Raw genomic sequence first — 26,514 nt, 5'->3', positions numbered from 1 at the left:
ATGGATTACCAACTTGGCGAAGTTACTAACTTCTGTGTTTCTAATTTTATCTTCCCTAGAACCGAAGATGTATTTCATACTCTCGTCGCTCACTCCGAGCCGCCATGGCTATTGTTAGCGTTTCAATTGCGATGGACTGAGAAATTTGATCGTTTTCTTCTGACAAGCTTCACTGGAGTATTCGATTGAATTTCAAAAGATTAGATCACACCTTTTACTGCCTGGTCAGACCAATTGGTTAAAGTGTGATGTTAATCATTTGTTAATCTTAAGTTTCGGGAGTATATTTTCAAACAGTTGTTTAATACGAGTGATTAAAATGGCCCCGAGAACATCAACAAAAGAAAAAATACTCGATGTCGCAGAAGGACTCTTTGCTGAACATGGCTTTAATGATACTTCGCTAAGAACGATAACAGGTAAAGCTAACGTTAACTTAGCATCGGTAAACTATCACTTTGGCGATAAAAAAACGCTGGTTAGAGCGGTTTTAGATAGGTATTTAGAAGCACTAATGCCGAGCATTAAGACTTCATTAATTGAGTTAAACACGCGCGATAGCTACAACATGGACGATGTCTTTGAGTCATTGCGATTACCTTTACGTACATTAAATGATGTACGCCCAAATGGTACTGCGCTATTTATGTTGTTAATTGGCCGCGGTTATACAGACGTTCAAGGTCATCTACGCTGGTTCATTACCACCAGATACGAAGAGGTACTGAACCTTTTCACTTTCTCGATAATGAAGGCGAACCCGGAACTATGTGAAGAACAGTTGTTTTGGCGACTGCACTTCACGTTAGGAACCTGTGTATTTACGATGGCTTCAAGCCAAGCTCTTTCGGAGCTGGCAGAAAGTAAGTTTGAAAAGGAAGTCGATGTGAAATCTGTCGTCGATTTACTGATTCCATATTTGTCAGCAGGAATGTCAGCAAAGCAGTTGGCATAAGACAAATAAGAAAGTTAAACCAATAATAAGATTATACCCCGAGCGGTTACGTGAACAAAAGGATCTGAACTATGAGCTCTCTACGAAGAAAATGGATTAGTGACCCGGCTTTTAAAGTGTTCAAAAAAGTATTGCCACCTCTGTCTAGCACCGAGAAAGAGGCGATGGAAGCGGGTAGTGTATGGTGGGATGCCGAACTATTCTCAGGCAAGCCAAACTTCACAACATTGCATCATTATCCAACGCCTACACTGACGGCAGAAGAGCAGTCATTTATGGATAATGAGCTTGAGACCCTGCTAGAAATGCTTGATGACCAGAAGATTGTCAAAGAAGACAGGGATTTACCGCCTGAAGTATGGGAGTACCTACGTAAAGAGCGATTTTTCTCTTTGATCATCTCGAAAGCATATGGTGGTCGTGAATTTTCCGCTTTGGCGAACTCAACCATTGTTTCTCGTATTGCGACTCGAAGTATCAGTACCGCGGTATCGGTAATGGTACCGAACTCTCTTGGCCCTGGTGAGCTGCTATCGCACTATGGTACGCAAGAGCAAAAAGATTACTGGTTGCCTCGTTTAGCTGATGGTACAGACATCCCTTGTTTCGCCCTAACTGGCCCTGAAGCGGGTTCTGATGCAGGTGGCATACCTGATCAAGGCGTGGTTTGTTACGGCACCCATGAAGGCAAAGAAGTGCTTGGCGTGCGAGTTAGTTGGAATAAACGCTACATCACGCTTGCGCCAGTTGCGACAGTGCTCGGGTTAGCATTTAAACTGCAGGATCCTGAAGGGCTACTTGGTGACAAGAAAGAGGTTGGCATTACATGTGCGTTGATTCCCGCTGACCATGAAGGTGTCGAGATAGGCGAGCGCCATGATCCTCTGGGGTCTGCGTTCATGAATGGCCCAACTCGTGGTGAAGATGTCTTCATCCCTATGGACTGGTTGATCGGTGGCGCTGATTACGCAGGTAAAGGTTGGCGTATGCTGGTTGAGTGTCTTTCTGCTGGTCGTGGTATCTCTCTTCCAGCGCTTGGCACAGCGATTGGTCACCTTACTACACGTACAACAGGTGCTTATGCTTACGTGCGTAAACAGTTTGGAATGTCGATCGGTAAGTTTGAAGGCGTCGCAGAAGCGATGGGGCGCATTGGTGGTCTTACTTACCTACTAGAAGCGACGCGTACGCTAACGACGACTTCTCTCGATATGAAAGAAAAACCTGGGATTGTAACCGCGATTGCCAAGTACCACATGACAGAAATCGCGCGTACCATTCTAAATGATTCGTTTGATATCCATGCGGGTCGTGCGATTCAAGATGGCCCAATGAACTATCTTGCTAAACATTACCTTGGTATCCCGGTTGCTATCACCGTTGAAGGCGCGAATATCCTGACTCGTAACCTGATGATTTTTGGTCAAGGTGCGACTCGATGTCACCCATATGTTCTAAAAGAAATGGAAGCCGCGGCGAATCCAGATTCTGAACAAGGTGCGAAAGAATTTGACAACTTACTCTTTAAACACATCAAGCACGCGCTCGGTAATACATTCGGTGCATTTGGTGCAGCACTAACTGGTTCTCGATTTGTTAACGCGCACATGAGTGGCCCAACGCAGCAATACTACAAAGACATTACTCGTCTCAGTCGTGCACTTGCAGTAAGTGCAGACTTTGCGATGTTAACCTTAGGTGGAGACTTGAAGCGTAAAGAAATGATCTCCGCACGTTTGGGTGATGGATTAAGCTATCTATACATGGCATCTGCTGCCTTGAAAAAGTATGAAGATGAAGGCCGTCAACAAGGCGATCTAGACTTCGTTCATTACGCTGTTCAACACTGTTTGTATAACGCTTCTAAGTCATTAAATGAGGCTTACACCAACTTCCCTGTGAAATACGTTGGCGGTGTGCTTAAGGGGCTATTGTTCCCGCTTGGTAATCATTTCAATAAGCCAAGTGATGAGCTGTGTGTGAATTTGGCTGAAGCGATGATGACACCAGGCGCGCAACGTGATCGCCTCACGCATCTGTGCTACATCGGAAAATCAGAGGATGACAGCGTAGGCTTAATGGAGAATGCATTCCTTGCAATGTACGACATTAAACCTTTGGAGCGTAAACTTATGAAGGCTGCGAAGGATGGTAAAGTGGCTCGTAAAGGTTTGCTGCATGACCGTTTGCAGCAAGCATTTGAAGCAGGCGTGTTAACTGAGCAAGAAATTGATCAAATCATGGCTGCAGATAAATTGCGCTACAAGGCGATTCAAGTTGACCACTTTAGTCATGACTTTTCTGAAGTGCGAACTCATAGCCCAAAAAAGTCGCAGTTGAATCCGGCGGCATAATAGACAACTAATGTTAAGAAAAGCACCTCAATGAGGTGCTTTTTTGTATTCTTGGGGAGTGGATGGTGGGATAGTGCTCCAACCACTTGCCTTTTAAGAGCATTTTTACAGAAATTAGATGCGAAATCCCAACGAAACTTTTATCCTAACAAGGTTTTTTAAAGGAAGTTGAATATGATCATCAAACCTAGAATTCGTGGATTTATCTGTACTACAACGCACCCTGTTGGTTGTGAAGCTAACGTAAAAGAACAAATTGCGTACACCAAAGCGCAAGGTCCAATCAAAAACGCACCTAAGCGTGTTCTTGTTGTTGGTGCATCAAGTGGCTACGGTCTATCTTCTCGTATCGCTGCGGCATTTGGTGGCGGTGCATCAACTATCGGTGTTTTCTTCGAAAAAGAAGGTACTGAGAAGAAGCCAGGTACAGCAGGTTTTTACAATGCCGCTGCTTTTGAAAAGCTAGCGCGTGAAGAAGGTCTGTACGCAAAAAGCTTAAACGGCGACGCTTTCTCAAATGAAGCGAAACAGAAAACTATCGAGCTGATCAAAGAAGACTTAGGTCAAATCGATATGGTGGTTTACTCACTGGCATCTCCAGTACGTAAAATGCCAGAAACTGGTGAATTAGTTCGTTCATCTCTTAAACCTATCGGTGAAACTTACACATCAACGGCTGTTGATACCAACAAAGATGTGATCATCGAAGCTAGCGTTGAGCCTGCAACAGAAGAAGAAATCAAAGACACTGTCACTGTAATGGGCGGTGAAGATTGGGAACTTTGGATCAATGCGTTGTCTGATGCTGGTGTTCTTGCTGAAGGTTGTAAGACCGTCGCGTACAGCTACATTGGTACTGAGTTAACTTGGCCAATTTATTGGGATGGTGCACTAGGTAAAGCAAAAATGGACCTAGACCGTGCAGCGAAAGCGCTAAACGACAAGTTAGCAGCAACAGGCGGCAGTGCCAATGTTGCGGTACTTAAATCTGTTGTAACTCAGGCGAGTTCTGCAATTCCTGTTATGCCACTGTACATCGCAATGGTATTCAAGAAAATGCGCGAAGAAGGTGTACACGAAGGCTGTATGGAACAAATCTACCGTATGTTCAGCCAACGTTTATACAAAGAAGACGGTAGCGCGGCAGAAGTTGATGAGATGAACCGCCTACGTCTGGATGACTGGGAACTTCGTGACGACATTCAGCAGCACTGTCGTGAGCTATGGCCTCAAATTACGACTGAGAACCTAAAAGAGCTGACTGACTACGTTGAGTACAAAGAAGAGTTCTTGAAACTATTTGGTTTCGGCGTTGAAGGCGTAGATTACGAAGCGGATGTGAATCCAGCAGTTGAAGCAGACTTCATTCAAATCTAATCACAGACTAGATAACCAATAAACAAAAGGCGCTCATTGAGCGCCTTTTTGTATTTCATAGCCAAAGTGAGTATTAACTTAGTATTATCAGTATCGTACCAGCTAGCGTCATTAAAATATTCGCAATCGCATAGGTACCCGCATAACCAAGGGCTGGGATGGTGGACTTAGCGTAGTCGTTAACGACATCCATAGCTGGAGCGCAAGTACGGGCGCCAATAATGGCACCGAAGAGCAGGGCACGGTTCATCTTGAGTACGTGTGCGCCAACTAAGTAAGCCAGAACTACAGGCACGACACTGACAATAAATGCCAAACCAATGACTTTTGGACCTACTTGCGTTAGGTGCTCGAACATCTTTCCACCTGCACTTAGACCAATTCCCACCATAAAGAACATTAACCCTAGATCTTTGACCATATTCAGCGCCCCTTGTGGGACATAACCGAAAGTAGGGTGATTTGCTCGTAAAAAACCAAGCGTAATACCGGATAACAGAAGACCCACCGCATTACCCAAACTGAAAGACACCTGACCGAATGTCATTGTGATGAGGCCAAACAGAATACCCAAAATAAAGAAGCTACAAAAAGCGAGCAAATCGGCCATTTGACTGTGGATCGAGATGAAACCGATTTTTTCCGCCAGTCCATGTACTCGGCTTTTCTCGCCGCTCACTTGAAGGACGTCCCCTTTAGCGAGCACAATGTCTAAGTCCATAGGCATTTCAATCTGAGCGCGAACTACGCGGTTTAAGAAACAGCCAAACTCAGACAAATTCAAATCCGATAAACGCTTACCAGCGATAGCGTCACTTTTTACGACGATTTCTTCTTCAACGATGCGCAAATCAAGCAAGTTACGGTCGAATACTTCTTTACCATTACGGAAGCTAGGGTCTAAGCGAGCATGGCTGTCAGGGAAGCCAACCAGTGCAATTTCATCTCCCTCTTGCAAGATAGCATCACCATCTGGGTGGGCGAGAATACCATTGCGACGGATTCGTTCAATGTAACAGCCAGTTTGACGATAAATACCCAGTTCTCGCAAGTTTTTACCATCAGTCCAGTCAATTAGCTCTGGGCCCACTCGGTAAGCTCGAATAATGGGTAAATACACTTTTCTCTGGCTTGAATTTCCAAGGCCACGCTCTTGTGCGATTTGCTGCGCGGAATCAGAAAGGTTTTGTTTTTGCAGTTTTGGCAACAATTTAGCAAACATGATCATGCTAATTAAGCCGACCAGATAAGCCATCGCGTAGCCTACGGATAGATTTTCTAATACCAGAGAAAATTCCATATTCCGCGGTATAGTCGCAAGGCCAGAGTTAAGAGCATCTTGTGCACCAACCAGTACTGGCGTTGCGGTCAATGCGCCTGCCATCATACCTGCGGATAAGCCAAAATCGAGGCCGAAATAGTGACTCAAGCCATACGTTAAGCTGACCGCAGACACGAGAACAGTCATGCTTAAAATAAAATAATGCTTACCATCTCTGAAGAATATACCAAAAAAGTTTGGTCCAGCTTCAATGCCAACGCAGTAGATAAACAGCATAAAGCCAATGGTTAAAGCTTCTGCATTAAATGAGAAACCAAGGTGGCCCATTACCAAAGAGGTAATAAGAACGCCAATAGAGTTGCCTAATTGTAATTTGCCAAATCGAATTTTTCCGATGGCAAGGCCAATGGCTAATACGACGAAGATTAGAAGGATAGGGTTTTGCTCGAGAAGGTATACGACGTCTATGTTCACTGTGTGGCTCGGTAGAGTGTGTGCCAAAAAAGATTAAGAACTGTGAATTGTAACTAAATATAGCAAAAAGATAAGTGAATTTTTTTAGGTTTTACCATTAGTTGACTTAACGTAATAACCAGCTGAAAAATAATAAAAAAGCCGCATGAAGCGGCTTTTTTGAAAACAGTCTTTATTACTCGTCAAATAGACCTAGGTGCTCTTTCGCGTATGCTTCGAACTCGTCGCAGCCACCGATGTGCTCTTGGTCGATAAAGATCTGAGGAACGGTTTCAACTGGTTTACCAACTGTTTTCTCAAGATCTGCTTTAGAAATACCTTCAGCGTGAATATCAACGTAACGGTAGTTGAAGTCATCACGTTTTGCTTTTAGCGTTTCTGCGTGCTCTTTTGCACGAACACAGAAAGGACATGCAGGGCGACCAAAGATAACAACGAACATAATCTTATTTCTCCTAAATCTATTCTTTTTTGAAAGCGTACAAAACATAGCGGCTGAGTGCGCTTTCTTTTGCTGGAGTAACTATGCCCGATCCAGATACGGAAATAAAGCGGCAATTACCTCTTGGTTCTATAGGTGAAATCTATCGAATAAAAACTAAACGCACGTGCTTATTTTACGGCTCTGAAGTATGTGAAGTGACGCATAAAAAACATACATTCTAAAGGGTTAATGATGGCAAGGTGGAATTGGTCAATTTTTTTTGTTTAAAAAAATAGCAATCTATTTTGGCTATACGCAAATAACTTCAACTCTTACATAAGCGTTAAATCAGAGGGCGAGAGGTTATTTGGGTATATTCTTTTGGGAGGGTGTGTATGTTTCAGTTTATGACTGCAACAAGGATTATATTTGGTGAAGGTGCACTTCAATCTTCATTATCCGTTATTAACCAATTTGGCTACAGTGTTTTGCTGGTTACTGGGCAGGATACCCAACGAGCCGCCCCCATTATCCAATATCTTAAAGCTCAAAATATGCGTTACCAGCACGTAGCTATCGTTGGAGAACCATACATCACGATGGTAGAAGAGACCGCAGTGCTCGGTAGAAAATTCCAACCTGATATGGTGGTTGCGATAGGTGGTGGCAGCGTCATCGATATGGGCAAAGCCTTAGCTGCCATTATTCCCAATCAAGGCAATGTTTACGATTACGTAGAAGTGGTAGGAAGAAGCGTCCCTTTAAAAGCAAAGCCTCTTCATTTTATTGCAATTCCTACGACAGCAAGCACCGGTTCAGAAGTGACCAGAAATGCTGTGCTGAAATCTGGACAAGATAAAGTGAAAGTGAGTCTTCGAAGCCCTGATATGCTCGCAGACGTTGCCATTGTAGACCCGACACTTACTTACGGGACCGACCAATACACATCTGGACGTGGCGCAATGGATGCGTTCACTCATTTAATGGAAGCGTATGTGTGTGGTGAGCCAAACCCTCTTACTGATATGGTCTGCGAAGAGGGGCTACGTCGTTTAAGCCGTTCAGTGATTGCCGCTTGTAAGCAAGATAATCATAAGGCGCGCTCTGATTTATCGTTCGCTGCATTGCTTGGTGGTATGGCGATTACTAATGCCAAATTAGGTGCCGCTCATGGGTTAGCATCGGCGTTAGGAGGCAAGTTAGACGCCCCCCATAGCGTTATTACGGCTCGCTTAGCTCCGCACGTGATGCAGGAGAACATTAACGCCGCTAAACTCGCGGGTAGGAATGATGTGATAAGTCGTTATCGCAAGCTGGCCCAATTAGTCACCGAGCGAGTAAACGCTAACGAACACGATGGAATTCTTTGGGTCAATATGGTGCTAGATAAGTTAGCGTTACCGCTACTGGCTCAATTTGGAGTATGCCAAACCTCTTTTGAGCAAGTGGCGAACGATGCGCTTAAGTCAATGGCAATCAAAGGGAATCCTTTACCCCTGAATCAGGAACGTTTGATTTACATATTGCAGCAAGTCTGTGATTGTAGCGGAGAGTGCGCAGCTGAGAGTGCACAACATGTCAGTTCTGTTGAAGTACTGGAATCAAGAACGGACTTATCGAGTGTCAACGACTTAGGGTGATTGCTCCCTTAGCAGCATTAAAACAAAAGGGGAGCCTTGAGCTCCCCTAGATAAAGTATTGACTAAGCTTTAGTGCTTAGTACTGGCTTAATTTGTCATAGCGACTGTCTTTCAACGCATCTTTTACGCGTTTTAGGTTCTCACGGAAACCTGTACCACGGCGAAGAGTGAAGCCAGTTGCTAGCACATCAATCACTGTCATTTGTACAACTCGGCTTGCCATTGGCATGTAAACGTCGGTATCTTCTGGAATATCGAGCGTGATGGCCAGCGAGCTTGCCTTTTCTAGAGGAGAATCCTTCGCTGTAATCGCAATAACCGTTGCGCCATTTTCACGAGCAAGGTTCGCTATTTCTACCTGACTCTTTGTTCGACCGGTATGAGAAATAAGAACCACAACATCATTATCACTGCAGTTGATACAACTCATGCGCTGCATAACAATATCTTCAAAACAAGTAATTGGAATATTAAAGCGAATAAACTTGTTTTGTGCGTCTCGGGCAACAGAAGATGATGCACCAAGGCCAAAGAATGAAATGCGCTTCGCTTGCGTTAGCAAATCGACCGCACGGTTCACTTGCATTGGATCTAGGCTATTTTTCGCGACATCTAAACACGCCATCGTCGATTCGAAAATCTTATGGGTGTACGCGTCTGGGCCATCGTCTTCTTCCACATTACGGTTAACGTAAGGGGTGCCGTTGGCTAGGCTCTGTGCCAAGTGAAGCTTAAAATCTGGAAAGCCCTTGGTGTCCAGACGACGACAGAAGCGGTTTACAGTGGGCTCACTAACGTCGGCCATTTTAGCCAGCGTTGCAATGCTTGAATGAATTGCAGTTTGTGGAGACGCCATAATTACTTCCGCAACTTTGCGCTCTGACTTACTGAAATTCTCCAGGTTTTTTTGAATTTTTTCTAATGTATTCATAGTGTTCACGAGGGTATAGAGAACAACTCGCTGGCTCTGCTAACGAAAGGAAACACGAAGATTCCGGAGTAGAGTGGGGCGTTAACGAAAACAACCAGCGCCATAGAATCAGTATAAACCTGATCTTCAATCAGTCTAAACCAATAACGGGTACTATTTAGTGAGAATTTGACAGGCCTCAAACAAAATGTTGTAAAAACTACAGAATTGGATGTGTAAACGAAGTTTTGTTGCGCTAGTCGCACGATAATGATGTTTGAGTTACATCAAAACGAAAAAAAATTTCAAATTGATGTAACTCGATCTGGCTGTTAAGACGATTGAATATCGACAACCAGCTGTTGAATTCTTTTCATCAAATTTGGTGCTTGCTTGGCGATTTCGCGTTGTTCATCAAGCACTGAGCTCAAAATTTCTTTTGTGGTCAGTGGATTTGCCAAAACCACTCTAAACACTATCGTATTCATGCGTTGCCATTGGTCTGGGTTCAGTCTTGTACGTGAAACGAACGATTTGCCCGTTTCGCGCTGACGCTTTTGAATAAACTGTGTTAACTCATTGATCAGCTCATTCAGTTGTTCTTTTTGTGAGCCTTCTGCTTGTGCTAATGCTTCACGGATGAATGGCGGCAAATAACGGTATGTGAGCAGACAAAGCTCTGGTTCAGAAACTAACTCGAAATCATCTTGCTGTTTGATTAAATCCGCAAAGTATCGAGCTTTTTCAATGCTTTGGTCAATCAGAAGCTCGTAACCTGGGCGACTTATGATGTGCATTGCGGCGTAGACCAACATCGCCATACCCGAACGTGAACCTTCTAATGTATGGCTGCCTAGGTCTTTTGAACCTTTGCGCAATATATATTGAGCGTGATGCTCTATGGATTTCATTGCGTCAGGGTCTTTGAACAGAACCATACCAGCGCCCATCGGGATGTAGAGCTGCTTATGCGCATCAATAGTTACTGAGTCTGCCATTTCCACACCTTTGAGAAGGTGACGGTGATGGTTAGACATAAGTGTTGCGCCACCCCATGCGGCATCCACATGGAAGTGACAGCCGTGAGCTTGGCAGACTTCAGCGATTTCAGGCAATGGATCAACATTACCTGTCTCTGTTGTGCCAGCCACACCAATAACAGCAATAGGCTTGATGTTTTGTTTTTCGAGCTCAACAATTTTCGCTTTCAGGTCGTCGATAACAATACGGTTGTTGGTATCGGTTTTAACCGCAACCAAACCCTCTTGGCCTAGCCCTAATACATCGGCTGCTTTCTTAAGGGAGTAGTGACCACGCTCAGACACTAGCACCGCTAAGCCATCATAGCCATAGTGCTTCATGGCTTTAAAAAGGCCTTCCTTCTCAACGCCTTTAAATGAGCCATTGGCTCTTAACGCTTTGTTACGTGCTACCCAAAGCGCAGTGATATTGGCAATGGTGCCGCCGGAACAAAATGCGCCTAATGAGTGGTTTGCACTGTGCATCCACTGATTGTAAAAAGTATCATTCTGACCATATATCAAGCGATGCAGCATACCCAAAACTTGACGCTCAAGTGGCGTAAAGGCTTTGGAAGTCTCTATTTTTACCAGGTTTTGGTTTAAGGCGATCATGATCTTTGACAGTGGCATCAAGAAATAAGGCAGTGCCGATGTCATATGACCAATGAAGCTTGGTGAAGATGTGTGAACTGAGTGCGACACCAAAGTGTCGAGTAAGTGCTCTGTATGATCTGACACGAACTCTGGCTGCTCAGGAATCTGAGCAGAAGAAAAGTCTTTTTCGATTTCGCGTAAAGGCTTTTCTTCTGCCACGATGTGTTCACGAAGAAATTGATTTAGATTTCGCGAGAGGCTCTCGTCAATTTTAGTTAACGTTGAGTCCGGACCTTCTGGGACAGTGAAGATCTTTAGCAAGCTCTCAAAGCTAACATCAGCGGTTTTTTGTTCCTTAACCATAGCAAAGAATCTTTGTAGTTATTTTGGTAATGCGAGCGGCACAATCTAAACTAAAACGGGCTCAAAGTCCCGTTTTAATTGTTGAAACCCAAGTTGTAGAAATGAAAATTTTAGGTGAAGGTTACGATATTCACATTAAAAAATTCTAGATTGAGTACGTTAAAACATTCTAGTGTTTTCGAATGCTAATCAACGACTAATGCGAGCAACCTTAGTCACATTTCTGCTTTTCAATCTTTTCTATTGACTGATTGTACTTATTAAGTGCGGTATCAATTTGTTGGGGATGACTAAGCAGATCAGCGAATGCTGAACGAAGCTCGTAGTTTTTGGGGTGGTTAGTTGATTGACGGTCGCTAAATGTCTGTTTTGCAACTTCACCTAACTTATCGCTTCGGGTCGCTAACTGCTTAACGTCATGTTGCTCTAGTTTTAACCATGCTTCGATTGGCTGTTCCGTCGCAACGCGGCTAGGGTCGTTCTCTAAAAAGTAGTGAACCGCTTCGCGGTTTAATTCAAAGTGATGTTTACGTCCATCCAAGAACCATTGACTAACTTCTTTCAGATCTGGATATTGGGTAACCGTCAAATCAACAAGATCTTGATACCACTGTAGTGAGGCATCGACGTAGCCATCGTATTTGCTAGCAAGACATTGTTGATCTGCGGCAATCGTAAAAGTTGAGCTTGTAGCGAGGAGCGCTGCAACGACAAAGCGTTTCATTCTTCTTCCTTCTGGTTGTTATCCCTTTATTAACGCAATGCACATCAGTTGATGTTTCTCCCTTCTTTCTATTTGGTCGTGACAAATCGTTGGGCTGAATGACGAAAAGAAAGAGGGGTCTTGCCAAAAAATATTGACCACTTTGACGTTAACTGGGTATTTAAATTTTTGCCGTATTGTAATGGATGTTAAAGCGAAAACCTGAGATCTAGCTAGCAAGTGATACAAAGAAAAGCATCATAACTGGTACCAATAAACTCAAAATAAAGCCGCTAACGATAGCAACAGGAACACAACGCACACCACCGGTGGTTTGAATAACGGGTAGGGTGAAGTCCATTGCTGTTGCACCGGCGTAACCAATTGCGGTGCACGGATAGCTACGAATAAAGAGAGGAATGGCAACCAGTGCGACTAACTCTCTCATCAATTCAATCAAGAACGACGCGCCACCAAATACCGGACCAAAAGCGTCACCCATTAAAATACCTGCGAGTGAATACCAGCCAAAACCTGAAGCCATTGCGAGTGCTTGATAAAGAGGAAGATCCAAAAGCAACGCTGCAAGAACGCCACCAAGCATACATGTTGCGATGACAACAGCCGCAATGGCCATTCCTTGTTTATTTAATAGGATTTGACGCAGAGTAAGTCCACTATTGCGCAGCTGAATACCAATAAAAAATAGAAGTAGAAAGAGTATCCATTCGCTTGCTGTATCTACCCAACTCAAATCAATGGGTAACAGCAGGCCAACCACTAACCCTCCGCCAACGACCACGATAAGCTTAACAGACTCTAAAGCCATCGAAGATAACGGTAGTTTCTTTTGATTCTGATTGGTCTGGAGTGGAATAATTTTATCAATAATAGGCAGAGCCAACAGGTTGCAGGCACTTAGACACAAAAAAAACGTACTCGCATAGAGGAGAATACTTTGTAAGTTGCTGCTTAAATTATCGAGCGCCGCCAAACTAAGACCCATCAACGACAAAATGACGTAAATAAGGTAGGACGTTGACTGATTGATCTTCTCCAATAACGAAGATCGAGATATAGGAATTAGATACCCCACCACAAGCGGAGCGAAAATAAATAGCATCCCTGAAAACATAAAGCTCAATGATTCCTTTTTGAGATAACATCAACACGCATAAATCAAATTATCTATCGGTTGAAATTAGAGACATTTCACCACATACAGCTCAGCCTTGAGCGAATCGTTTTATCACGGATAAGGTATTATCAGAAAACGATAAATTACAAACCGCTAGCATTGAGTACAGCACGGATTTGATCATTGAAGTCAGTATCACTCATGTTACTAAGTTCATACAAGACTTCTGCACCAGTTAAGTTGAATTCAACTTCATGTTCGTCAATGCGTTCATCGTGATTGCGGAACATCAATAAATGATGCGCAATTCTAGCGATGTCGAGATAACTCACTTCTGGTCGCGTTAACTCGTATTTTTCATTTGAGGATACTTCTCTGAAGTCGTTGTCAAACCCCCAACGCTCAAGTACCAGTTTACTTGTGGCAGAACAACGTGTTTGGAAGATCTGCAATGCAATATCTGGGTCTAAGTAATTGCCCCTATCTAAGTACAAGTGGTACTCATTAATTAGGCAAAATAACCCAATATCGGCTAATAGACCGACCAATAACGCCTTTTCTTGCTCTAGATGGCCATAAGTGCCTGGCTCGTGGCTACGAAACGATTGAACCAACATCACCATGACGGCACCGAGCTCACGAGATATCGCGGCACTCTTCACCAAGATGGCATTGCATTCTTTAGTGAGATTAACTGAGTGTTTAAGTTGCTCAATCGCTTGTGCGGTAACAATATCACGTACACGAAGTATTCCGAGACGAGATACCGCTGTAGTTAAGTCGTTGCAGGTGATATTTCTGCGATTGAAAATCACAGAGTTAGCGACTCGTAAAACGACCGCTGCTAATCCGGGATCTTCCAATAAACAGTTAGCAACATCGGCAATCGTGGTGTGTTCTTCGACACATAACTGCTGAATTTTAAGCACGACATCAGGAATAGGAGGTAACGAAATCTTACCCGTGGAGATGGACTGTTCTACCAGCTGAGCAAACTCGGATTCCAGTGCGTTTATAAGCTTATCTTTATTATTTGGCAGCCAAAAAAATGATAAATGTTCCATTGTGACGCTGTACTTGAGATCTTTCGTACAGTGTACCCTTACAGCGTATTCTTTATCAATTAAATGCGTATTATGTGCCCGTAATTGCCAGCGAGATCATAATGATGGCGCGTTTTAGGCATGCTATGCGTCAAAAAAATATCACCACACGAACAATAAGTGTGAAACTAATCACGTATGCAGAATTTATACTTTTTTATATGTGACCTATGTCCTAACTTATTTTTCAACGTTAAGTATGATTAAGCAAGTTGGTGAGCACAACTCACAAAAATATCGCCAACAAATCGACATTTATAATTCGCTATAAGCTGCTGTTTATCTGGTGACATCGCTAATCGGGGTAATTTATTCAGATTAAAGAGGTCAATGGACATGACAGACCAAGCTTTTTTTAAATATGTACGCACCTTCAGTGAGTACCAAAAACGTTCTATGTTCGGTGGTATTGGTTTATTCACCGATGATGCTATGTTTGCGCTTGTCAGCAATGATTGCTGCTACTTACGTGGTGGTAATGGGCTAGATGAAGTGTTTACTCAACTGAGCTGTGAGAAGTATAAGCACGTCAAAAAACAGACGACGGCAACCGTAAATTATTATGATGTAACCGATTTATTCGAATCCGGATATGTAGGGCTTGATGAACTGGTACAGAAATCAATTGAATACTCAATTAAGGAACGGAAATATCAAAAGTCCTCTGCCAGTAGACGCTTAAGAGACTTACCCAACATGCAACTAACCCTTGAACGTATGGTCAAGAAAGCCGGTGTTGATGACGTAGAAACCTTTTTAGAACTTGGACCTGTAAAAGTCTTCAACAAAGTTAAAACGGCTTACGGTAATGATGTTGATGTAAAGCTACTGTGGAAATTTGCTGGTGCAACTGATGGCGTACATTGGAAACTGATCCAAGAGCCGCGTAAAAAACAGTTATTGGCACTGTGTGACTAAGCGAAGCTGATCGCACAATGATTGACTCGTTTCGATGGAGTTAGCGGGTCGTAAAGGCAAGTGTGAAAAGCGGAAAAAGGACGTTGAAGTTTTTTACCACTTCATTGAGTTAGTCATTAAATTAGACAAAAAAACCGAGGCAAAGACCTCGGTTTTTGTTTTTTAATTTGCTCTTTTCTTACAGCACAAATCTTAAAACTTAAAACGCGTAGTGAACATTACCTGATCACCGTAAAAATCGTTGATACGTGCTTCAGCACCCAAAGAGAAAAGCTCTGTTGAGTGGAATCGAGCGTAGGCAGAGCCAGTCCAATCGTCATCGTTATCGATAGAAACGTAGCCGACTTTGCCGCCTACTTCTAATTGAGGGCCTAACCATTGGCGAACACCTAAGTTAAGCTCCATACCAACATCTGTGCTGCTCTCATTCGAAGGTTGTACAACGCGCATTAGCATTTCACCAGTAAGATCTGCCCAGTTGTTTAGCGGAGAATGGAAGCCAAAGCCTGCAGCTGAGTCAAAATCACTTTCAAACTCAGAGTCAATACGAGCAATAACATGCGCGTTCGGGTGAATTGATTTGCTGAATCCAGCACCAAATGTCACAGGACTTGCGCCAATACGTGCTTCGAAATAGTCGTAGCTAAAGTTGCTCATAGTTGCTGGCGCATTGCGATCGTTTGCAGCTAGGGCATGGCTTGATGCCACTAGTAAGGCAGCGGCTAATAGTGTTTTACGCATAACTAACGATAAACCTTGTTCATTATTTCCATGGATTCAAGCAACCACTTGAACCGTAATCTGATTTGTCCGACATCATAATAAAAAGGAAGGTCGACGACCAACAAAAATGTGTCGATGTTTTGTCAATTAACTTAATAGTTCCTTGGGTTAAGCAAAAACTACGCCATATACTTAGTGTCCGAGAATTTCACTCGGACAAGTAACGATATTTTTCTAACCTCGTTCGACTATCGAGGTTAGGTGGTTCAATGAGCATCGTTGAGTTCAAGTTAGAACCAAACACTTTATTACTCGCCAAAGCTTGCTCTTCTATCTGCCATGGCGTTGAGGATTGCCTCAGAATCAAGGATTTGAGTCCAGGATAGCAGGTTATCATCATTCTCAATCACAAACGCGGTAAGCTGAGACACGATTGCCTTTCTCAATGCTTCGCCTTTCCAAGGTTTGGCAATGTAATAATCGAGACTCGCGTTATTTACGGCTTCTACGGTGTCTTCCAAACCGGCTTGTCCTGTGAGTAAAACTTTGCGCGCTGCTTTTGTGTCACCATTTTGACTGAGTTCGATTAAGAAGCTGATCCCAGTTTGTTCCGGCATAATGTGGTCACATAAAATGAGCGCAAGCTGAACTTCTTCTTCCGCCATCTCCTCAATCACTTGCCGAGCTTCAGTCACTGATTCCGCTCCTTCGACGACAAAGTTCTCCTCGAAGGGAGCGAGATCCTGGAGCACGCTATCCAAGACTTCTCGTTCGTCATCGACACATAAAATTAAATACTTGGTCATATTTCATCTCCTTTTTCGATGACTGGTAACCAGACTGTCATTCGTGTGAACTTGTCGAGCTCTGATTCGACGTCAATCCATCCCTTATGTGCTGTCACGATTTGCTGGCAGATGGACAGCCCAATGCCTAAACCAAAGTTGCCTTCTTTTTTCGTCGTGAAGTTGAGCTCGAAAATGGCTTCTCTTTGCGATTCAGGAATGCCACACCCATTATCTTCAAACGAGATAACGGCGTAATGTGTATGATCTTTTTCTGCAAGACGTGTTTGTATTTTTAAAACGCCTTTTTCCGGAAATGCATCAATGGCGTTAGAGACCAAATTCGTCCATACCTGTTGGAGTGCGATTGGTTGACAAAGGATAGGAGGTAAATCCGCGTAATTAGTGGAAACCTGATGCATTTTTAGTTTGTTTTCGAAGATCACCAAGGTGTCTTCAATACCTTCATGAATATCAGCATAGTGCTGGGTCTCATCATCTGAGCGTGCGTAACCTTTAAGGCTTTTCACCATATCTGCAATTCGCGCAGCACAGACGTTAATCGAGCGAAGAGTGGAACCTGCTTTGTGGTATTGCTCAAGAGTATCGAGAACATGAGAAGACACTTGCTGTTTTTTCGTTAGTTGAGTGAGTAACTCGTGATCTGACTCTAGCCCAAGGTTCACCACTTTCTTAGCCAGTGTTCGGTCTGGAAGGGCATGATTAAGTGCTTTAACGCGTGATCTGAGCTCTGCGGTTGATGCGGGTTTTGCGGTTTGAGCTTTGCTCAACAACTCAATGCCTTTGGTTTGTATATCGGAACTGGGTACTTCGTTAAGTAATCTTTCTAGCGTATGCGTTAAATTCTCTACGCCCCTCAATATCGCTGCTATCGGATTATTTAGTTCATGCGCCACGCCCGCAACCAACTGGCCGAGCATCGCCATTTTTTCTCTTTCAATGAGTTGCTGGTGGGCAGACTCCAGCGATTCGAGCGTTTTTTGAAGTTGCAACTTGGTATTGATGCTTCTTTGTAATCGGCGGTTGAAGTGGCGTAAGAGCAAGTTTGTAAAAAGAGGCAGCAAGTTTGAGTCGCTTTGCATCACTTTATTGAATACGTTGCGATCGAGTTTGATGACCTCTGTCTTTGTCAGCGTTAGGGCTGTCGAGAAAGAACATTCTCCAGTAACAAACGACATGCCTCCGACAATATTACCTTTGTTATGGCGTACAACCTCTCGCTGCATGCCTTGCTCATCGCGCTTGTACAGAGCCACTTCACCATCGGTGATAAACCACAAGAAGCTATTTGGCTCGCCTTCTACGGTTAATAGGTGTTCAGTTGAATAGGTGCGGCAGGCTCTTGTTTCGTCATTGTCTTTAAAAAACTGTTGGAGAGCTGAGATCACTTGCTCGGCCAACTCAGCATCAGACATCGAGTGGTAGTCGTGTAAAAAGCCCGCTTGATAATGGCTCATCTGATTATTGATGTGCGCTCGCAACAAGCTGTGATGATCCAATATCTGACTGTAACTTAGCAGGTCTTCTTTACCGTTTCGCAATATAAATTGGGTTAGCTCTTTTTGCACTGTGTTAAATAAGACGTGATCTGGCAAAGGTTTAGTGAGGCAGTGGTCGAGCCTGCCCTCATTAACGGCAGTGAGAATTGCCTCTATATCAGACGAGCAGCTAATAAGAATTTTTCTTGCTTGCTCGGTATGCGGCATCCGGTCTAAACCAATAAGAAAATCCACGCCATTAAAATGAGCGTGATGGCTCGCTATGACTAAAGCAACAGTCTGTTCTCTTTCTTCCAGATACTCTAAAGCGCTTTGAGCCTCTTCTATCGATTCGACAGAAAAAATATCAAACTTACTTGAGAAGGCAGACAGCTCCAATCGAAACTGTTCAGCACTGATTGGGTTGTTGTCGAGACACAACACAGCATAACGATTCACAGATGTTTTAGCTCCGGTTAAAACTTCGCCACGCAAACTTTAACAATAAAAGGACATGATGAGTGGGAGCCAAGTATGATTCCTGATTAATGGACTAGAATAAGCATCAATAGTCTGATTTGTCTCAATGTTTTCTCCGCAGGTGGTTTGGGGTAGACTGACCGAAAATACCTAATAAGTGACGTTATGCAAAATCTTAAAAAAATCGGCGCCATTGGTGGTGCTATCTCATTAGCGCTGTGTTGGCCATTGGCTGTCGGACAAATTGGTCAGTCCATCATTGAAGATGGTATTACCAATATGAATGATGAAATGATTAAAGGCGAAGTGGTCGAGTATCAGCGTGGCTATTTGTCTTCAGTCGTGCTGACTCGTTATTCAGTTGTTGACCCTGAGCTTAAAACGCAGCTAGAGCGTGATGGTATGCCAACGACGTTTGACGTAACCAGTGATGTTAGCCACGGTCTAACAAGCCTAACAGCAGATTCAAAATTGGTGGACAATGACTTTTTGCCTCTCACGATGCATAGTCAGACTCAACTAAATGGCAATACGGCATTCACCCTTGACCTAGACAGTTGGCATTATCGTAACGAAGCGCAAGGTGTTTCTGTTTCTACAAGCCCTGCAAAAGTGACAGGGGATGTGACGGTATTGGGTGATCTCAATTACCAAGTTTCTGTTCCTTCTGTTCAAGTGGATTTTGAAAACGGTGAAGAGCTTCATCTGAATGCATTGACAGGTCAGGGTAAAGGTAAGCAAGCAAAAGGCTATTGGCTGGGTGAGCAATCTTTTTCTCTAGAGAAGCTGGATGTGGTTGATTCGAACTTAACGCCTGTCTTTTTGATTGAGAATGCGAGTTACCGTGGCAACACTACGATGAATGAGTCTGGTGATAAGCTGAACAGTCAGCTGAACCTAGATGCTAAGAAACTGCGTTTAACTGATGGGACGGATGTCGATAACTTTAAGTTGGATTTCTCAATTGCAGATGTGGATAGCCAGTCTTTTGATCAAATTATGTCTATCTATCAAGGCTCTCCTATGTTAGATGAGCAGGAAATTGCGAATTTATTGCCGCATGTCGATACGCTGTTTAGCAAAGGTTTTGATTTATCCGTGAACGAGCTTTCACTCGCATTCGGTGACGGCAAGTTCCACAACGAGTGGCAACTATCCATCCCTGAAGGTACTGAGCATATTACTCAAGATCCAATGAAGTTGGTGACGGCCACTACTGGTGAACTTAGCACTTACTTCTCTGATGAATTAGTAACGCATTACCCATTTATTCAAGAAGGGATTGATGAGCTCCTTATAATGGAGTTGATCGAAAAAGTAGAGGGCGGTTATCAATTAAAAGCAGAAATTGGTGAAGGCAAATTGAAGTTCGAAAATGGGCATGAGTTCCCATTGGTGGCTCTACTTATGCCTGCTTTGATGCAACAACAGTAATTCGTATTGTTGCGAATTTGTTCCAATTCAACGCTTAGTCTTTAAAAAGAGGTCGTAAGACCTCTTTTCTTGTTTTTATCACTGCGAAAACGTGATATTAATTTCGTAATATTTACATAGCAGGAGCAATGAGCATCATGGAACAAAATACGGACAACGTATTTAACTTCAGTGCAGGGCCAGCAGGTCTGCCTAAAGCAGTTATGCAGCAAGCACAACAGGAACTAATCGATTGGCAAGGTCTTGGCACTTCGGTCATGGAAATCAGCCACCGAAGCAAAGAGTTCATCAAAGTTGCAGAAGAAGCCGAGCAGGATTTACGTGACCTTCTGAATATTCCGGACAACTATAAAGTGCTGTTCTGCCAAGGTGGTGCTCGTGCTCAGTTTGCTGCTGTTCCTCTAAACTTACTTGGTGATGCCGATACGGCAACTTACATCGATGGTGGTTATTGGGCTGAAAGCGCGGTAGCTGAAGCGAAAAAATACTGCGAACCAGACGTGTTTGATGCAAAAACAGAAATCAACGGGAAAGTCGCGGTTCTACCTGCAAGTGAATGGAAAATTGCTCCCGAAGCGGCTTACGTTCACTTCTGTCCAAATGAGACCATTGATGGTATTGAGATTAACGATCTTCCTATCACCGACAAACCGATTGTTGCTGACATGTCTTCGACAATTCTTTCTCGTGAAATCGATGTGTCTAAATACGGTGTGATTTACGCGGGCGCTCAGAAAAATATTGGTCCTTCCGGCATTGCTATTGCTATCGTGCGCGATGATTTATTAGGTATGGCGAAGCAGGTACTACCAAGTATCTTGGATTACACTGTTTTGGCAGAAAAAGAATCAATGTTCAACACGCCACCAACCTTTGCATGGTACCTGTCTGGTCTTGTTTTCAAATGGCTGAAGGCACAGGGTGGAGTAAAAGCGATTGAGCAAGTGAACCGCGCTAAAGCCGCGCTACTGTATGATTACATCGATCAGTCTGATTTCTACCGTAATGGCGTGCACTCAGCAAACCGTTCTTTGATGAACGTGCCATTTCAACTTGCTAAGCCTGAACTGGATGCAACCTTCCTTGAGCTAGCAGACTCTAAAGGGCTGAAAGCGCTAAAAGGTCATCGAGCAGTTGGTGGTATGCGAGCATCCATTTATAACGCAATGCCGCTAGAAGGTGTTCAAGCGTTAGTAGACTTCATGCAAGAGTTTGAGAAAACCTACGCGTAAGCTCAAACTGATAGTTGTTCTCCAAAGCGTCGCTATTGCGGCGCTTTTGTTTATTTCAACTCACATCATTCCAGGAAGGTAAAATGACCAAGGCAAATATTGAAGTGCTGACTAAGCAGTTCCCACTCTTGGCAGCACTTATTGATCTTGAAGAGGTTTGTTGGTTCAACCCCCATATCACTTCCTTGGAGGAAGGCTTACCTCATGTCGGGTTAGATGAAAAAGATATTCAAGCGGCGAGTGAACGGCTAACACGATTTGCGCCTTATTTGATGAAAGCGTTTCCCGAAACGGAAACGTCGCGTGGCGTTATTGAGTCCGCAGTGGTGGATATTCCCAATATGAAAGTGCGTTTGGAGCAGCAATACGACACGCCAATATTGGGCCATTTAATGCTCAAAAAAGACAGTCATTTGCCAATTTCTGGTTCGATCAAAGCGAGAGGTGGTATTTATGAAGTGCTCACTCATGCAGAAAAGTTGGCGTTTGATGCCGGCTTGCTCTGTGAAAGCGATGATTACAGCAAATTGTTCAGCAATGAGTTTCGGCAGTTTTTTAAGCAGTACAGTATTGCGGTTGGCTCAACCGGCAATCTTGGTATGTCCATCGGCATCATGAGTGCGAAGCTGGGTTTTTCAGTTTCAGTCCACATGTCTGCGGATGCGCGGGAATGGAAGAAAAATAAGCTCCGGTCACATGGTGTTAATGTCGTAGAGCACCAAGAAGATTATGGTATTGCTGTCGAGCAAGGTCGTAAAGAGGCAGAAAAAGATCCCAACTGTTTCTTTATCGATGATGAAAACTCACGGACGTTGTTTCTAGGTTACTCTGTTGCGGGTGAGCGTCTTAAGCAGCAATTTGATGACTTGGGAATCGTGGTTGATGGGCATCATCCATTGTTTGTTTATCTTCCTTGTGGTGTTGGCGGTGGACCTGGTGGGGTGGCATTTGGCTTGAAGGTAGCATTTGGCGAGCATGTCCACTGTATTTTCGCAGAGCCAACGCACTCACCGTGCATGCTGTTGGGCGTACATACAGGCTTGCATGACGATATTTCGGTACAAGATTTGGGTATCGATAACATCACCGCCGCTGATGGTTTGGCAGTCGGGCGTGCCTCGGGATTTGTCGGAAGAGCGATGGAAAGGCTACTTGATGGTTTTTACACCATTGATGACGCTCGTATGTATCACCACTTGGGTGAGTTAAGTGAACTGGAAGGTATTAATCTAGAGCCTTCTGCATTAGCCGGTATGATTGGGGCAGTGCACGTCTCGAATAACCATGCTTATCAGTCTCGAATGAAATTTGACGAAGAAAAACTCAAAAACGCAACACATCTTGTTTGGGCAACTGGTGGGGGCATGGTTCCGGAAGATGAAATGGCGGCTTATCTCAAAAAATCTGGTCGGTAAATCAGCACTGTATACGTGCTTAATTAGGTAACTAATTAATACAGGAATAACAAAAGGGCTCATCGTTTGATGAGCCCTTCTCGTCACTGAAAATCGAATTATAGAGATTGTAATAGCTGGTAGTAACGACCTTTTTGAGCGAGTAGCGTTGGATGGTCGCCTTGTTCGATGATCTCACCTTGTTCCATCAAACAGATGCTATCCATACTTTCTAACTCTATCAGTCGGTGTGTAATGAATACTACTGTCTTATTAGCAAAGTGTTCATTGAAAAGCGCCATCACTTTTTGTTCCGTACGCTTATCGAGGCCTTCAGTCGGTTCATCTAAGAGTAGGATTGGGGCATCACGTAGCAATGCGCGAGCGATACCGATTCGGCGTTTCTCACCACCAGATAACTGACGACCACCGTCGCCTAACCAAGCATCTAACCCTGGAGCCTCAAGAAGGCCACCAAGTTCGACTTTTTGAAGAATCTCAGACAGTCGCTCATCACTTGCTTCTGGAGCGGCCATAAGTAAGTTGTCACGCAGTGTTCCATTCAGTACATCAACGCGTTGACTTACCACTGTCATTGCTTCTCGCAGGTCAGACTCGCTCCAATCTTGTAGCTTTGTACCACCGATTCGAACTTCACCTTGGTTTACATCCCAGTAGCGACAAAGAAGCTGAATCAGTGTTGATTTACCTGAACCTGTTTGACCTACAATCGCTGTTTTAGTGCCCAACGGTAGTGAGAGTGACAAGTCTTTCAGCACCTTTTGCTGACCGTCAGGGTAAGTGAAGTCAATGTTGTCGAATTCAATGTCTAACGTTGTGTCTTTATATTTTGATTGCTCAGGGAAGACAACGTCAGGTTCAGCCAAAATTACTTCATTTAAACGACGAGCAGAAGTCAACGTTTGACCCAGGTACTGGAACGCGCCCGCAATAGGCATCAAAATTTCAAAACTTGCCATCGTTGCAAATGCAAACAACGCAATCCAAGGATCAGGAGCACGACCTCCTACGCCGTCTGCAGCAAACCAAAGCATCACAACCAGTGTAAGACCGTTCACAAGCATAAGCAGGCCTGAAGCCATGCCCGTTAAATTCGCGTTCACAAACTGATTAGACAAAAGCTGCTTTTGCTTCTCTAGAATGAGATTGCGATAACGCTCTTCTGCTCCAAAGATACTCAGTTCGCTGTAGCCTTGAAGCCAGTCCAGAGTCGCCACTCGCAATTGCGCTTTATGATGAGTGAGATTCTCGCCATTACTTTTACCAAGTTTATAGAACAACACTGGCCATACAAACAACATGACGGTAAGAATCGAGCCAAGCAGCAGCGCGAGATGCCAATCAAAGAACGCCAGGACAGCCGTTAAACTCAATATGCCAAAAATGCCAATCACGACAGGGCTGATAAGTCGAAGATAAACGTGATCCATCGCGTCAACGTCCGCCACTAGGCGGTTGAGCAGATCAGCATCACGCATCGTAGAAACACGACCCGGAATCAGTGGTGCAAGTTTCTTAAAGAAGAAGATACGTAGATCGGTAAGCAGCTTGAACGTTGCATTGTGGCTAACGACACGTTCTCCCCATCGACCTGCGGTTCGAGCCATTGCAGCGCCGCGTACCCCGGCACCTGGTAACATGTAGTTGAAGGTCTCACGAGCAACCGTCAAGCCTGCCACCGCTGCGGCTGAAATAAACCAACCTGATAGCGTTAATAAGCCAATAGATGCCGCTAAGGTCAGAAATGCCAGTAGCATACCTAGCGAAAGACCAAACCAGTGTTTCTTATAGAGTTTTAGATAAGGGAGTAAATCACGCATCTAAGTTCCCCTTGTCTGTTTCACGTTGTGCGAGGTTCGCTTCCAACATGTCTTTAAATAAGCCATCTTCTGTCGACAGTGTGGCGTAATCACCACGTTGAACAATCTGGCCGTCCTGCATAACAAGAATTTGCGATACGTTTTGTAAAGGCGCAAGTTGGTGAGTAATCATCAAATTCGTTGTGGCATGCGCATACTTGTTAATGCCTTCCATCACGAGTTTTTCACTGCGAGCATCTAAGCTTGCGGTTGGTTCATCTAATAACCAAAAACGACCATTTTGTAGCATGGCGCGAGCCAGTGCTAAACGCTGCGCTTGGCCGACAGATAAACCACCAGAACGATCAGATATCGGATAATCCAACCCATGCATTTCAACAAATTCAGCAGCGTGAGAGTCATTCAACACAGAATGTACGTCTGCATCCTGAACATTGTGCTTACCTAGTGTGATGTTATCTCGAATGCTACCGTGTAATAGCATCGGGTTTTGACCAATCCAGCTTACTGCCTCTCGCCATGTGGCTAGATCCAGTTGCGACAATTCACAACCATTAATCTTCAAGCTACCTTGATAAGGCATGAAACCGAGGATGGTGTTTACCAAGCTTGTTTTACCTGCGCCACTTGGTCCAACTAAAGCCGTACTTTTGTTGGCTTCAAGAGAGAAGGATAGGGGACCTGCGAGCTGCTTACCTTCCGGACTAAAAATGGTTAACTGGTTCGCTTCAATATGGATAGGGCTGTTTTTATCTAACGCTTGGGTACCATCTTTGATTTGATCGACTTCCAAATCCAGAAACTCGACAATGCTTTCTGCTGCCCCAACCGCTTGCTGTTTCGCATGATAGAACGTGCCCAAATCACGTAATGGCTGATAAAACTCTGGAGCAAGAATCAGAATGAACAAACCAGCAAAGAGCGTAACACCTGTGCCGTAGTAGCCGAAGTCCAGCTCCCCGATATAACTAAAGCCAAAGTAGACAGCGGTAATTGCGATAGAAATGGAAGTGAAAAACTCTAACACCGCAGAAGACAGAAACGCGATTTTCAGAACGTCCATGGTACGAGTACGAAAGACTTCTGAAGCACCCTTTAGCGTCTCAGTTTCAGATTTTGTTCTATCGAATAAGCGAATGGTTGTCATTGCTTGCAAGCGGTCATAAAAGTGACCCGACAAACGCTGCATCGCTTTAAAGTTTTTACGGTTTGCTTCTGCGGCTTTCATCCCAACCAGTGCCATGAAAATAGGCACTAGTGGTGCAGTGACCAGGAAGATCAAGCCTGCTGCCCAGTTTACTGGGAATACGACAACCAAAATGATGAAAGGCACTAGTACCGATAATGACATTTGAGGCAAGTAGCGTGAGAAGAAATCTTGCATATCTTCTACCTGCTCTAAGATGAGCGTTGCCCAACTGCCAGCAGGTTTGCCTTTGATGTAAGCTGGCCCAAGCTTATGAACTTTATCTAAAATGAGTTGGCGAATATAAACTCGAATTTGCTCCCCGCAACGGTAACCGGCAAGCTCTCGACCCCAGGTACAAGCAGCTCGACCGATAACCGTGCCACCGAGCCCAACAAAATGCCAAATGAGCTCGGCTTTGTCGACTTGGTCAATGATTAACTGGTGCAGAATGGAGGCGAGCAGGGCTGCTTGAGCCAATAAAAACACGCTTGAAAGTACGCCTAGGCCTATCGCAATCATAAGCCAGCGCTTGGCTAACTTACTTTGTTGCTTCAGCCACTTATTCAAGCTGCTTTGCTTTTTCTTATCCATCGTGAAGGCTTAATGATAATTGTTTTAATGAGGCGGTAGTATACAAAAGAAAACCCAGCGGGAATACCGCTGGGCTTTAAGGATATGAC

At 44.0% G+C, this 26,514-nt stretch carries 20 protein-coding genes; 8 read left to right on the top strand and 12 right to left on the bottom strand.

Annotated elements, in window-relative coordinates; translation table 11 throughout:
- Positions 1 to 319 precede the first annotated feature (319 nt).
- From R7P36_RS02170 to fabV, 3 genes are all read left to right on the top strand, one after another.
- A complete protein-coding gene (locus tag R7P36_RS02170; RefSeq protein WP_005378033.1) occupies positions 320 to 955 on the top strand; it encodes a TetR/AcrR family transcriptional regulator in 636 nt (211 codons plus the stop codon).
- Positions 956 to 1,026: 71 nt separating this feature from the next.
- A complete protein-coding gene (locus R7P36_RS02165) occupies positions 1,027 to 3,309 on the top strand; it encodes an acyl-CoA dehydrogenase (protein ID WP_017634878.1) in 2,283 nt (760 codons plus the stop codon).
- Positions 3,310 to 3,483: 174 nt separating this feature from the next.
- The gene (fabV, locus tag R7P36_RS02160) at positions 3,484 to 4,686 is read left to right on the top strand and encodes an enoyl-ACP reductase FabV (protein WP_005388648.1); all 1,203 of its coding nucleotides are present in this window, start codon (positions 3,484 to 3,486) and stop codon (positions 4,684 to 4,686) included.
- Positions 4,687 to 4,759: 73 nt separating this feature from the next.
- On the opposite strand, the gene R7P36_RS02155 is transcribed toward fabV, so the two are convergent.
- Both R7P36_RS02155 and R7P36_RS02150 read right to left on the bottom strand, forming a co-directional pair.
- Positions 4,760 to 6,442 (bottom strand): aspartate:alanine antiporter, encoded by a 1,683-nt coding sequence (locus tag R7P36_RS02155; RefSeq protein ID WP_005378028.1) that lies wholly within the window; start codon positions 6,440 to 6,442, stop codon positions 4,760 to 4,762.
- Positions 6,443 to 6,617: 175 nt separating this feature from the next.
- A complete protein-coding gene (locus R7P36_RS02150; RefSeq protein ID WP_005378026.1) occupies positions 6,618 to 6,884 on the bottom strand; it encodes a GrxA family glutaredoxin in 267 nt (88 codons plus the stop codon).
- 377 nt (positions 6,885 to 7,261) lie between these two features.
- On the opposite strand from R7P36_RS02150, the gene R7P36_RS02145 reads away from it, so the two are divergent.
- The gene (locus R7P36_RS02145; protein WP_005388646.1) at positions 7,262 to 8,506 is read left to right on the top strand and encodes an iron-containing alcohol dehydrogenase; all 1,245 of its coding nucleotides are present in this window, start codon (positions 7,262 to 7,264) and stop codon (positions 8,504 to 8,506) included.
- Positions 8,507 to 8,582: 76 nt separating this feature from the next.
- Here the strand turns inward: R7P36_RS02145 and R7P36_RS02140 are convergent, their stop codons facing one another.
- The 5 genes from R7P36_RS02140 to R7P36_RS02120 all read right to left on the bottom strand — a co-directional run bounded on the left by R7P36_RS02140 (position 8,583) and on the right by R7P36_RS02120 (position 14,300).
- The gene (locus R7P36_RS02140; protein WP_005378021.1) at positions 8,583 to 9,437 is read right to left on the bottom strand and encodes a MurR/RpiR family transcriptional regulator; all 855 of its coding nucleotides are present in this window, start codon (positions 9,435 to 9,437) and stop codon (positions 8,583 to 8,585) included.
- Positions 9,438 to 9,748: 311 nt separating this feature from the next.
- Positions 9,749 to 11,395 (bottom strand): pyridoxal-dependent aspartate 1-decarboxylase PanP, encoded by a 1,647-nt coding sequence (gene panP / locus R7P36_RS02135; protein WP_104975246.1) that lies wholly within the window; start codon positions 11,393 to 11,395, stop codon positions 9,749 to 9,751.
- Positions 11,396 to 11,606: 211 nt separating this feature from the next.
- Complete coding sequence (locus R7P36_RS02130; RefSeq protein ID WP_025766848.1) at positions 11,607 to 12,119, bottom strand: hypothetical protein; 513 nt, start codon at positions 12,117 to 12,119, stop codon at positions 11,607 to 11,609.
- 208 nt (positions 12,120 to 12,327) lie between these two features.
- Positions 12,328 to 13,233 (bottom strand): lysine exporter LysO family protein, encoded by a 906-nt coding sequence (locus tag R7P36_RS02125; protein WP_213899654.1) that lies wholly within the window; start codon positions 13,231 to 13,233, stop codon positions 12,328 to 12,330.
- Between the two features lie 146 nt (positions 13,234 to 13,379).
- Complete coding sequence (locus tag R7P36_RS02120) at positions 13,380 to 14,300, bottom strand: HDOD domain-containing protein (RefSeq protein WP_025766846.1); 921 nt, start codon at positions 14,298 to 14,300, stop codon at positions 13,380 to 13,382.
- Positions 14,301 to 14,669: 369 nt separating this feature from the next.
- Between R7P36_RS02120 and R7P36_RS02115 the strand changes: the two genes are divergently transcribed.
- Positions 14,670 to 15,257 carry a TfoX/Sxy family DNA transformation protein gene (locus R7P36_RS02115; RefSeq protein ID WP_005378007.1) on the top strand — a complete coding sequence of 196 codons (588 nt, stop codon included), beginning with the start codon at positions 14,670 to 14,672 and terminating at the stop codon, positions 15,255 to 15,257.
- Positions 15,258 to 15,449: 192 nt separating this feature from the next.
- Here the strand turns inward: R7P36_RS02115 and R7P36_RS02110 are convergent, their stop codons facing one another.
- From R7P36_RS02110 to R7P36_RS02100, 3 genes are all read right to left on the bottom strand, one after another.
- Positions 15,450 to 15,998 (bottom strand): hypothetical protein, encoded by a 549-nt coding sequence (locus tag R7P36_RS02110; RefSeq protein ID WP_005378006.1) that lies wholly within the window; start codon positions 15,996 to 15,998, stop codon positions 15,450 to 15,452.
- A 290-nt stretch (positions 15,999 to 16,288) separates the two neighbouring features.
- Positions 16,289 to 16,786 (bottom strand): response regulator, encoded by a 498-nt coding sequence (locus R7P36_RS02105; protein ID WP_017820839.1) that lies wholly within the window; start codon positions 16,784 to 16,786, stop codon positions 16,289 to 16,291.
- On the bottom strand, positions 16,783 to 18,723 hold the full coding sequence (locus R7P36_RS02100) for an ATP-binding protein (RefSeq protein ID WP_074191312.1): 1,941 nt from the start codon (positions 18,721 to 18,723) through the stop codon (positions 16,783 to 16,785). The genes R7P36_RS02105 and R7P36_RS02100 overlap by 4 nt, the downstream gene beginning before the upstream one ends.
- 186 nt (positions 18,724 to 18,909) lie before the next feature.
- Between R7P36_RS02100 and R7P36_RS02095 the strand changes: the two genes are divergently transcribed.
- The 3 genes from R7P36_RS02095 (at position 18,910) to R7P36_RS02085 (ending at position 22,825) form a co-directional block, all read left to right on the top strand.
- Positions 18,910 to 20,178, top strand: a complete 1,269-nt coding sequence (locus tag R7P36_RS02095; protein WP_318121997.1) for a DUF945 family protein — start codon at positions 18,910 to 18,912, stop codon at positions 20,176 to 20,178.
- Between the two features lie 137 nt (positions 20,179 to 20,315).
- Positions 20,316 to 21,410 (top strand): 3-phosphoserine/phosphohydroxythreonine transaminase, encoded by a 1,095-nt coding sequence (gene serC, locus R7P36_RS02090; RefSeq protein ID WP_017634869.1) that lies wholly within the window; start codon positions 20,316 to 20,318, stop codon positions 21,408 to 21,410.
- An 83-nt stretch (positions 21,411 to 21,493) separates the two neighbouring features.
- The gene (locus R7P36_RS02085; protein ID WP_213899651.1) at positions 21,494 to 22,825 is read left to right on the top strand and encodes a D-serine ammonia-lyase; all 1,332 of its coding nucleotides are present in this window, start codon (positions 21,494 to 21,496) and stop codon (positions 22,823 to 22,825) included.
- 98 nt (positions 22,826 to 22,923) lie between these two features.
- Here R7P36_RS02085 and cydC read toward each other — a convergent pair whose 3' ends face one another.
- On the bottom strand, positions 22,924 to 24,645 hold the full coding sequence (gene cydC / locus R7P36_RS02080) for a heme ABC transporter ATP-binding protein/permease CydC (RefSeq protein ID WP_213899650.1): 1,722 nt from the start codon (positions 24,643 to 24,645) through the stop codon (positions 22,924 to 22,926).
- Positions 24,638 to 26,425 (bottom strand): heme ABC transporter permease/ATP-binding protein CydD, encoded by a 1,788-nt coding sequence (gene cydD / locus R7P36_RS02075; RefSeq protein ID WP_042521981.1) that lies wholly within the window; start codon positions 26,423 to 26,425, stop codon positions 24,638 to 24,640. Before cydD ends, cydC begins: the two co-directional genes overlap by 8 nt.
- Positions 26,426 to 26,514 lie beyond the last annotated feature (89 nt).

The organism is Vibrio sp. 397 (assembly GCF_033339395.1).
GTDB classification, from domain to species: domain Bacteria; phylum Pseudomonadota; class Gammaproteobacteria; order Enterobacterales; family Vibrionaceae; genus Vibrio; species Vibrio alginolyticus.
Note: the sequence above shows the minus strand (reverse complement) of the source record. Positions and strands in the feature narration are given on the sequence as shown.

Coding starts and splice junctions, on each gene's coding strand:
- R7P36_RS02170 (WP_005378033.1), top strand. CDS start 320: ATGGCCCCGAGAACATCAACAAAAGAAAAAATACTCGATGTCGCAGAA.
- R7P36_RS02165 (WP_017634878.1), top strand. CDS start 1,027: ATGAGCTCTCTACGAAGAAAATGGATTAGTGACCCGGCTTTTAAAGTG.
- fabV (WP_005388648.1), top strand. CDS start 3,484: ATGATCATCAAACCTAGAATTCGTGGATTTATCTGTACTACAACGCAC.
- R7P36_RS02150 (WP_005378026.1), bottom strand. CDS start 6,884: ATGTTCGTTGTTATCTTTGGTCGCCCTGCATGTCCTTTCTGTGTTCGT.
- R7P36_RS02145 (WP_005388646.1), top strand. CDS start 7,262: ATGTTTCAGTTTATGACTGCAACAAGGATTATATTTGGTGAAGGTGCA.
- R7P36_RS02140 (WP_005378021.1), bottom strand. CDS start 9,437: ATGAATACATTAGAAAAAATTCAAAAAAACCTGGAGAATTTCAGTAAG.
- panP (WP_104975246.1), bottom strand. CDS start 11,395: ATGGTTAAGGAACAAAAAACCGCTGATGTTAGCTTTGAGAGCTTGCTA.
- R7P36_RS02130 (WP_025766848.1), bottom strand. CDS start 12,119: ATGAAACGCTTTGTCGTTGCAGCGCTCCTCGCTACAAGCTCAACTTTT.
- R7P36_RS02125 (WP_213899654.1), bottom strand. CDS start 13,233: ATGTTTTCAGGGATGCTATTTATTTTCGCTCCGCTTGTGGTGGGGTAT.
- R7P36_RS02120 (WP_025766846.1), bottom strand. CDS start 14,300: ATGGAACATTTATCATTTTTTTGGCTGCCAAATAATAAAGATAAGCTT.
- R7P36_RS02115 (WP_005378007.1), top strand. CDS start 14,670: ATGGACATGACAGACCAAGCTTTTTTTAAATATGTACGCACCTTCAGT.
- R7P36_RS02110 (WP_005378006.1), bottom strand. CDS start 15,998: ATGCGTAAAACACTATTAGCCGCTGCCTTACTAGTGGCATCAAGCCAT.
- R7P36_RS02105 (WP_017820839.1), bottom strand. CDS start 16,786: ATGACCAAGTATTTAATTTTATGTGTCGATGACGAACGAGAAGTCTTG.
- R7P36_RS02095 (WP_318121997.1), top strand. CDS start 18,910: ATGCAAAATCTTAAAAAAATCGGCGCCATTGGTGGTGCTATCTCATTA.
- serC (WP_017634869.1), top strand. CDS start 20,316: ATGGAACAAAATACGGACAACGTATTTAACTTCAGTGCAGGGCCAGCA.
- R7P36_RS02085 (WP_213899651.1), top strand. CDS start 21,494: ATGACCAAGGCAAATATTGAAGTGCTGACTAAGCAGTTCCCACTCTTG.
- cydC (WP_213899650.1), bottom strand. CDS start 24,645: ATGCGTGATTTACTCCCTTATCTAAAACTCTATAAGAAACACTGGTTT.
- cydD (WP_042521981.1), bottom strand. CDS start 26,425: ATGGATAAGAAAAAGCAAAGCAGCTTGAATAAGTGGCTGAAGCAACAA.